Annotated in this window: 5 protein-coding genes; 1 reads left to right on the top strand and 4 read right to left on the bottom strand. The window is 71.6% G+C overall.

Going from position 1 to position 7,256, the window contains the following annotated elements; translation table 11 throughout:
* Positions 1-192 precede the first annotated feature (192 nt).
* Positions 193-1,824: a tetratricopeptide repeat protein gene (locus RNC47_RS35455; RefSeq protein WP_311604929.1), complete on the bottom strand. Its 1,632-nt coding sequence runs from the start codon at positions 1,822-1,824 to the stop codon at positions 193-195.
* Between the two features lie 346 nt (positions 1,825-2,170).
* On the bottom strand, positions 2,171-5,122 hold the full coding sequence (locus RNC47_RS35450; RefSeq protein ID WP_311604930.1) for a UPF0182 family membrane protein: 2,952 nt from the start codon (positions 5,120-5,122) through the stop codon (positions 2,171-2,173).
* Between the two features lie 151 nt (positions 5,123-5,273).
* On the opposite strand from RNC47_RS35450, the gene RNC47_RS35445 reads away from it, so the two are divergent.
* Positions 5,274-5,831, top strand: a complete 558-nt coding sequence (locus tag RNC47_RS35445; protein WP_311604928.1) for a PPA1309 family protein — start codon at positions 5,274-5,276, stop codon at positions 5,829-5,831.
* A 26-nt stretch (positions 5,832-5,857) separates the two neighbouring features.
* Here RNC47_RS35445 and RNC47_RS35440 read toward each other — a convergent pair whose 3' ends face one another.
* Positions 5,858-6,949 (bottom strand): YlbL family protein, encoded by a 1,092-nt coding sequence (locus tag RNC47_RS35440; protein WP_311604927.1) that lies wholly within the window; start codon positions 6,947-6,949, stop codon positions 5,858-5,860.
* Positions 6,950-6,974: 25 nt separating this feature from the next.
* Positions 6,975-7,148: a hypothetical protein gene (locus RNC47_RS35435; RefSeq protein ID WP_311604926.1), complete on the bottom strand. Its 174-nt coding sequence runs from the start codon at positions 7,146-7,148 to the stop codon at positions 6,975-6,977.
* Positions 7,149-7,256 lie beyond the last annotated feature (108 nt).

Below are 7,256 nucleotides of genomic sequence, written 5' to 3'. Positions count from 1 at the left end.
CCCTTTCCCCCGCCTCGCGCGGGGGGCCGAACCGCGCTCCGCGCGGTGCACGGCCCGGAGGGCCGAAGGCCCGCGGCGGCTGCGCCGCCGGGCCGCGCGACGACCCGCCCGGAGGGCGGGTGGGTGGGCGCGGCCCGGCCGCAGGCCGACACGCCGCGGGCCAGCCGCCAAAGCCAAGCGCCGCGGGACCGCCTAGGCCGTCAGCTCCTGGCGGAGCGCGTCCCGCAGGCGGGCCGCGCGTTCGGTGACCTCCGGGGGACCGAGCTCCATGGCGCGGGTGCACCACGTGCCGCCCTCCGCGAGGTCTCCGTGGCGCGAGGCCAGCAGCGCGAGCTGGAGCGCGGCGCGGCCGTGGCCGGCCTCGGCGGCGCGGCGCCACCAGAGGGCCGCTTCCGGCAGGCTGCCCTCGCGGGCCAGCAGCAGCCCCAGGTTGAACGCGCCGTTGCGGCTGCCCGCCTCGGCGGCGGCCCGGTACCAGTGCGCCGCCGTCACCACGTCGTCCCGCGCGGCGGCGCACATGCCGAGCCGCACCTGGGCGCGGCGGTGGCCGTGCTCGGCCGCGACCGTGTACCAGTGCTCGGCCGCCTCCTCGTCGCCGCGCCGCTCTATCAGCACGGCGAGCCGGAACGCGCCCTCCACGCTGCCGCCCTCGGCCGCCAGCGTCAGGTGCTCCTCGGCGCGCCGCTGGTCGGCCTCGGAGCCGCCGGCCCGCAGCAGTTCGACGGCGATCTGCAGCGCCGCCTCCGGGTGACCCGCCGCCGCGGCCTGCTCGTACCAGTGCCGCGCCTGGGCCGTCTCGTCCCGGCCGGCGTGCAGGATGCCGAGGTTGAACGCCGCGTCGACGCTGCCCGCCTCGGCCGCCTTGGAGAACCACGGCTCGGCGCCCTCCGCGTCGCCCCGCTGCAGCAGCAGCACGGCCAGCGCGTTGGCCGCCTCGCGGTGGCCCGCGTAGGCGGCGCGCCGGTACCACTGCTCGGCCTGGGCCATCCGGCCCTGGCCGGCGCAGAGCAGCGCCAGGTTGAAGGCGCCGTTGGTGTCGCCGGCGTCCAGCGCGGCCCGGTACCAGCGCTGTGCCTCCTGCCGCTCGCCGCGCTGCGCGCACAGCGCGCCCAGCGCGTTGGCCGCGGGGCCGTCGCCGTCGCGCGCGGCGCGCCGCCACCAGCGCTCGGCGCCGGCCTCGTCGCCGCCGTCACGCAGCAGGAAGCCCAGCGCGCTCGCGGCGCGCGGCTCGCCCGCCTCGGCCGCCTCCTGGTACCAGCGGCCGGCCTCGGCCAGCTCGCCGCGCTCCTCCAGCGAGGTGGCGAGCCGCAGCGCGGCGCGCCGGTGGCCGCGCGCCGCGGCCTGTCGGAACCAGCCCTCGGCGGCCGCGGCGTCCCGCTTGGCGAGCTGGCAGCCGTAGCGGTAGGCGGCCTCGCGGTGGCCGTGCTCGGCGGCGGCCCGGAACCAGGACTCGGCACCCGGTGCCCCCCGGTGGTCGAGGAGGTCGGCCAGGGCGTAGGCGCCGGAGGCGTGCCCGGACTCGGCCGCCTGCCGCAGCCAGTACTCGGCGGCCGCCTCGTCACCGCGCTCGCGGTGGTGCCGGCCGAGCGCGTGGGCGGCGGGCGCCGAACCCCCGACGGCGGCGATCCGCCACCACTCGGCGGCCTCCTCGGCGCGCCCCGACTGGTACAGCAGGACCCCCAGATTGTTGGCGGCCGACCGCTCGCCGTCCGCCGCGGCGGTGCGCAGCGGCGCCTCGGCGTGGTCCAGGTCGCCCAGGCGCAGCAGCCGCGCGCCCTCGCGCGCAGCCGCACGACTGCTCTCGAACCTCGCGTTGTCCCCCATAAGGTCCATAGTCGCACCACCTGAAACCTGCGTACACCTGGTATACCGCAGCCAGTGAAGTCACTTCAGCGGTTTGTCGACTTCCCGATATGGATACACCCAAACACCATCGCGGGCAGGGAGTTGTCCTGAGTCGAGACGCAGTATGCCGCTCGACACTGTCAGAGCAGGTCACCAAGCACCAGCCGCAACCGCCGAACTTATGCGCAAGGTTGACGGGTTGACGGGTGTGAACTGTGGCCGGCGTGCACGGTATTGGTGAAGTGCGAGGTGAGAGCGGGACGGCCGACGACACGAGGGGCCGGGAGACGTCACCGTCTCCCGGCCCCTCACGCGATGTCACCCGTCACTCGGACGGCGTCTCCTCGGGCTGACCGCCCTCCAGCTCCTCGATGCGCCCGAAGGCGTCCTCGAGTCGCTCCTGGGCGTCGGCGTAGGCACCCCAGTCGCCCGCCTCGAAGGCGTCCTGGCTCTCCTGCCACGCCTGGGTGGCGTCGTCGATGGCCTCCTCCAAGGTGCCGGCCGCGGGCGGCGGTTCCTCGCCCTCGTCCGGCGGCGGTTCATCGCCCTCGCCGGGTTCCCCTGGCGGTGGTGGCTCCTCGCCGGACTCGGTCACCCCGAACACCTGGTCGAGCGCCTCGCCCAGGGTGTCCTCGAACGCGGTCTCCTCGCCGTAGGTGACCAGGACCCTCCGCAACAGCGGGTACTCGGTGCTGGCGCCCTGCACGTAGACCGGCTCGACGTAGAGCAGCCCGCCCTCCAACGGCACGGTCAGCAGGTTGCCGTACACCACCTCGGAGTCGCCGCGTTGGAGGATGTTGATCTCGTTGGCGATGTCCGGATCGGAGTTGAACCTGGACTGCACCTGTTGGGGGCCCCAGACCGTCGTGTTGGACGGCAGGGTGAGGACCCGCATGGTGCCGTAGTCCTCGGATCTCGCGTCCGCCTCGACGGCCATGTAGGCCGCCAACGTCTCTCTGCCCTGTGGCGTGAACGTCGTGGTCAGCGAGAAGGCCTGGCTGTCCTGGTCGGGCATCCGCATGCTCAGGTAGTACGGCGGCACCGACTGGCCCTGCTGGGTCGGGTCGTCCGGCACCTGCCAGCGCTCCGAGCCGCTGTAGAACTGGTCGGCGCTCGACACGTGGTAGCGCTGGAGCAGGTCCCGCTGGACCTTGAACAGGTCCTGCGGGTACCGGAGATGGCCGAGCAGCTCGTCGCTGATCTCGTCCCGGTCCTGCACGGTCCCGGGGAACGCGCTGCGCCAGGTCTGGAGGACCGGGTCCTGCTCGTCCCACTCGTAGAGCTCCACGTCGCCCGAGTAGGCGTCGACGGTGGCCTTCACCGAGTTCCGGATGTAGTTGACCTGGTTCTCCTGGGCGATCACGTCGCCCTGGGTCTCGGTCAGCGAGGTCTCCGTGACGTCACCGAGGGTGGTGCGCGACGAGTACGGATAGCCGTTGGACGTGGTGTACGCGTCCACGATCCACAGCACCCGGCCGTCCACCACCGCCGGATACGGGTCGCCGTCGATGGTGAGCCACGGGGCCACCGCCTCCACCCGCTCCTTGGGGGTGCGGTTGTAGAGGATCCGCGAGCCGTCGCCAATGGCGCCGGAGTAGAGGATCTGCGGCTCGCCCATGGTCAGCGCGTAGGCGGCGCGGACGAAGTAGTTGTCGAGACCGACGCCGGCGTCGCCGGTGTAGCTGTACTCGACCTCGCCGTCCTCGCCGGCGTAGTCGATCTCCTGCTGTGGGCCGCCGACGATCGAGTACTGGGTGGTGTACTCGCCGAAGTAGATCCTCGGCTCGTAGTCGCCGAGGTCGCTGAGCTCGCCGGAGGGCGGCAGGTCACGCTCGGTGAAGTCCGGCTGGCCGTTGCCCGGCACGTCGGTGCCGCTGGCGGAGACCACGCCGAAACCGTGGGTGTAGCGGAAGTGCTCGTTGATCCAGTTCCGCTCGGGGATCATGTTGACGTTCATCTCGCGCAGGCCGATCACGGTGTCCTGCTCGGCGCCGTCCTCGCCGATCGGGTACCGGTCGACGTCCAGCGTGCCGGGGAACTGGTAGTAGCCACGGACCTGCTGGATCTGCTGGAACGTCGGCGAGACCACGCTCGGGTCGAGCAGCCGGATGCTGGCCGTGGAGGTCACCGCGTTGCGCAGGTCCTCGGCTGACGCCTCGCTCACGCCCGAGTAGTCCTCGATCCTGGCGTCCGCGATGTCATACGCGTCCTTCGTCGAGTCCATGTGGTGCTCGATGTACGGCGTCTCCCTGGCCTGCTCGTTCGGCCGGACCTGGAACTGCTGGACCAGCGCCGGGTAGACGCCGCCGATCAACACGGCGGAGAGCACCATCAGGCCGAGCCCGATCACCGGCAGCTGCCAGCCGCGCCGCCACACGGCGGCGAAGAACAGCACGGCGCAGATGGCGGCGATGATCGTCAGAATCGTCTTGGCCGGCAGGTAGGCGTTGGCGTCCACGTACCGCAGGCCCGTCCAGCCCTCGGCGTTGCGGAGGTCGCCACCCTTGAGCGCGAGGCCGTAGCGGTCGAGCCAGTAGGCGACGGCCTTGAGCGCGACGAACAGACCGAGCAGCACCGACAGGTGGCCGGTGGCCGCCTGCGTGATCCGGCTGCCGGGCGTCGTCAGCCGCACGCCGCCGTAGAGGTAGTGGGTCAACGCGGCCGCGATCGTGGACAGGACGATCACGGCGAAGGCAAAGCCAAGGACGAATCTGTAGAAGGGGTAATCAAAGGTGTAGAAAGAGACATCTCGGTGGAACTGCGGGTCCTCGACCCCGAACGACGTCCCGTTGACCCACTGCAGCCAGGTGCGCCACTGGCCGGAGGCCGAACCGCCCGCGATCAGACCGATCACCAGCGAGACGCCGATCAGCACCCACCTTTTGAAGGGGGCGATACCCATTCGATAACGATCGAGATTCTGCTGCTCCATCGACATGGCGCTCAGCGGAGGCCGAAGCCGGTGCGCCAGCCAGATGTTGAAGCCGACCACGAGCGCCATCACAAGACCGAAGCCCACGAACATCGAGGTCCTGGTCAGCAGCTCGGTGCGATACACGCTCGTGTATCCGACGGAGCGATACCAGAGCCAGTCCGTCCAGAATCCGGCGAACATGGCGAAGAGAATGGCGAGTCCGGCCAGAATCGCGGCCGTGATCAGCAGACTCCTGGCGCCCCTGGAGGGACGTCCGACGCTGAACCGTGGGCCGCCGGGACCTCTCGGACCCCGAGGACCGTTCGGACCGTTGGGGCCACGGCCCGAGCCCCGGTCCGGCATCTGGAAAGCCAAGGTGCGCACCTCAATGAATCGCTGTGGTCGTTGTCGGACCGAACAACCCCCCAACGGACATCGTGCGGCCCACTTGGACTAACTTACTCAAGCTTTACTCGGTTCCCGATTTCGGGGTATGAGACGGCACGATAGGCCCATGGACAACACGACCCCCGACGTACCCAGGGCCGAACCGCCGGCCGCCGATCCGCTCACCAGGGCGGTGCTCGAAATCGACGACTATGTCGCGGGGCTCGGCTGGGACCGCCCGGCGCTGCTGTTCGCGCTGGTCGACACCGAGCGGCTGCGCGCCGAGGAGCCGGCGCTCGCCGAACAGCTCGACCTGGGGGGCGACAGCCCCCTGACCCCCGTCGAACAGGACGAGTTGCCGGCCGGGGTGCCGCTCGACGAGTTCCTCGCGACGATCGCCTGGCCCGAGCAGGTGGCCGGCTGCGCGCTGGCCGTCGAGCGCCTGATGCTGCCGCCCACGGCCGAGGCGCAGCTGCCGGAGGGCCTCTCGGAGGCCGCGCTGGCCGACTGGGTGGCCGAGCACCCGGACCGGCAGGAGGTCAGGATGACGGTGGCCGTGCTGCGGGACGGGCGCCGCGAGTCGGCGCTGCGGCTGCGCGAGAAGGACTCACCGATGGACGTGCTGACCGGCCCCGACCTGGTGCCCGGCCTCGCCGCGGCGCTCGGCGCCACCTTCGAGGAGTAGCGCGGGACCGCCCGGGGGGCCGCCGCTCAGCTCGCCGAGCAGAGCGGCAGGTCCTCGGTGCGGTCCTCCCTGATGTCCTCGAGCGCGGTGAGGGCGTCGTCGATCGTGGCCACGCGCACCAGCGTCAGCCCGTCCGGCGCGTTCTCCGCGGCCGCGGCACAGTTGTTCTCCGGGGTGAGGAAGTACTCGGCGCCGGCCTCCCTGGCCGCGATGACCTTCATCGAGACGCCGCCGATCTGCCCGACCCGCCCCTCGTCGTCGATGGTGCCGGTGCCGGCGACGAAGGCGCCGCCCGTCAGGTCGTCCGGGGTGAGCCGGTCGATCAGACCGAGCGCGAACATCAGCCCGGCGCTCGGCCCGCCGACGTCCGCCAGCTTGATGTCGATGGTGAACGGGAAGGTGTGGGTGACCCCGGCCTGGATGCCGACGATCGCGCGCTGGTCGTCGTCGGCGGCCGCGGTGGTGATGGTGACGTCCTCGGTGTCGGTGGGCAGTTCCTCGCCCGCCTCCTGGGCGGCCTGCGCCTGCTCGGCCGGCACGATGGTGAACACCACGTCCTCGCCCGGCTCGTGCTGGGTGACCAGCTCGGCGACCTGCCCCGGCTCGGTGATCTTGGTGCCGTCGACGGCCACGATCGCGTCCCCGGCGTGCAGCCGCCCCTCCGAAGGGCTGTCCCTGACGACGGCGGCGACGATGGTCTGCGCCGGGATGTCGTAGCCGATCGCCTCCAGCGCCGCCACCTTGGCGCTCTCCTGGGAGGCGGTGAACTCCTCCGCGTTCTGCTGCTCGACCTCGTCGGCCGAGACCCGCTCGGGGTAGAGCGTGCGGTACGGCACCACGGCCGCGTCCGCCGCCAGCCAGCCGCTGACCGCCTCCAGCAGGTTCATCCGGTAGTCGACGCCGGTGACGCGGACGGTCGTCATGTTGAGGTGGCCCGAGGCCTCGTACGTCTCGTGGCCCTCGATGTTCAGCACCGGCTCGCCGTCGTGCTCGCCCAGGGTGTTGACCGTGGGACCCGGCGACATCTCCGCGTAGGGCACGTTGATGAGCACTCCGGCGCAGAGCAGCCCTATCAGCAGGAGTATCGACGTCAGCAGCGTCGCGGTGCGGCGTGGCATGCCTTGACAGTACGTGACGGGACCGTCAGCCGTCCGCCGGGGCCCGCTCCATCGCGGCACGGAACGCCTCGTAACCCCGCACCCCGGCCTTGTCCCGCACGCCCCGGTGGTTCACGCTGCGGCGGGTGGCCCAGGCGCTCCACAGCCCGGCCACCACCGCGCCGGCGACGGGGATCAGCAGCCACACGAGAACCGCCATGACCTACCTCCCACCTCGGGCGGACGTACCACCAACGCTCGGTCGTGGGAACGGGTTACGCAACCGGAGTAACTTGCTCGATGATCTTCCCACGTGCTACGCGCAGGC

Origin of the sequence: Streptomyces millisiae, from assembly GCF_031845425.1 — a bacterium.
In the GTDB taxonomy this organism is placed as follows: domain Bacteria; phylum Actinomycetota; class Actinomycetes; order Streptomycetales; family Streptomycetaceae; genus Streptomyces; species Streptomyces millisiae.
The sequence above is the reverse complement of the archived record's forward strand: the minus strand, read 5'-3'. Positions and strand labels throughout refer to the sequence as shown.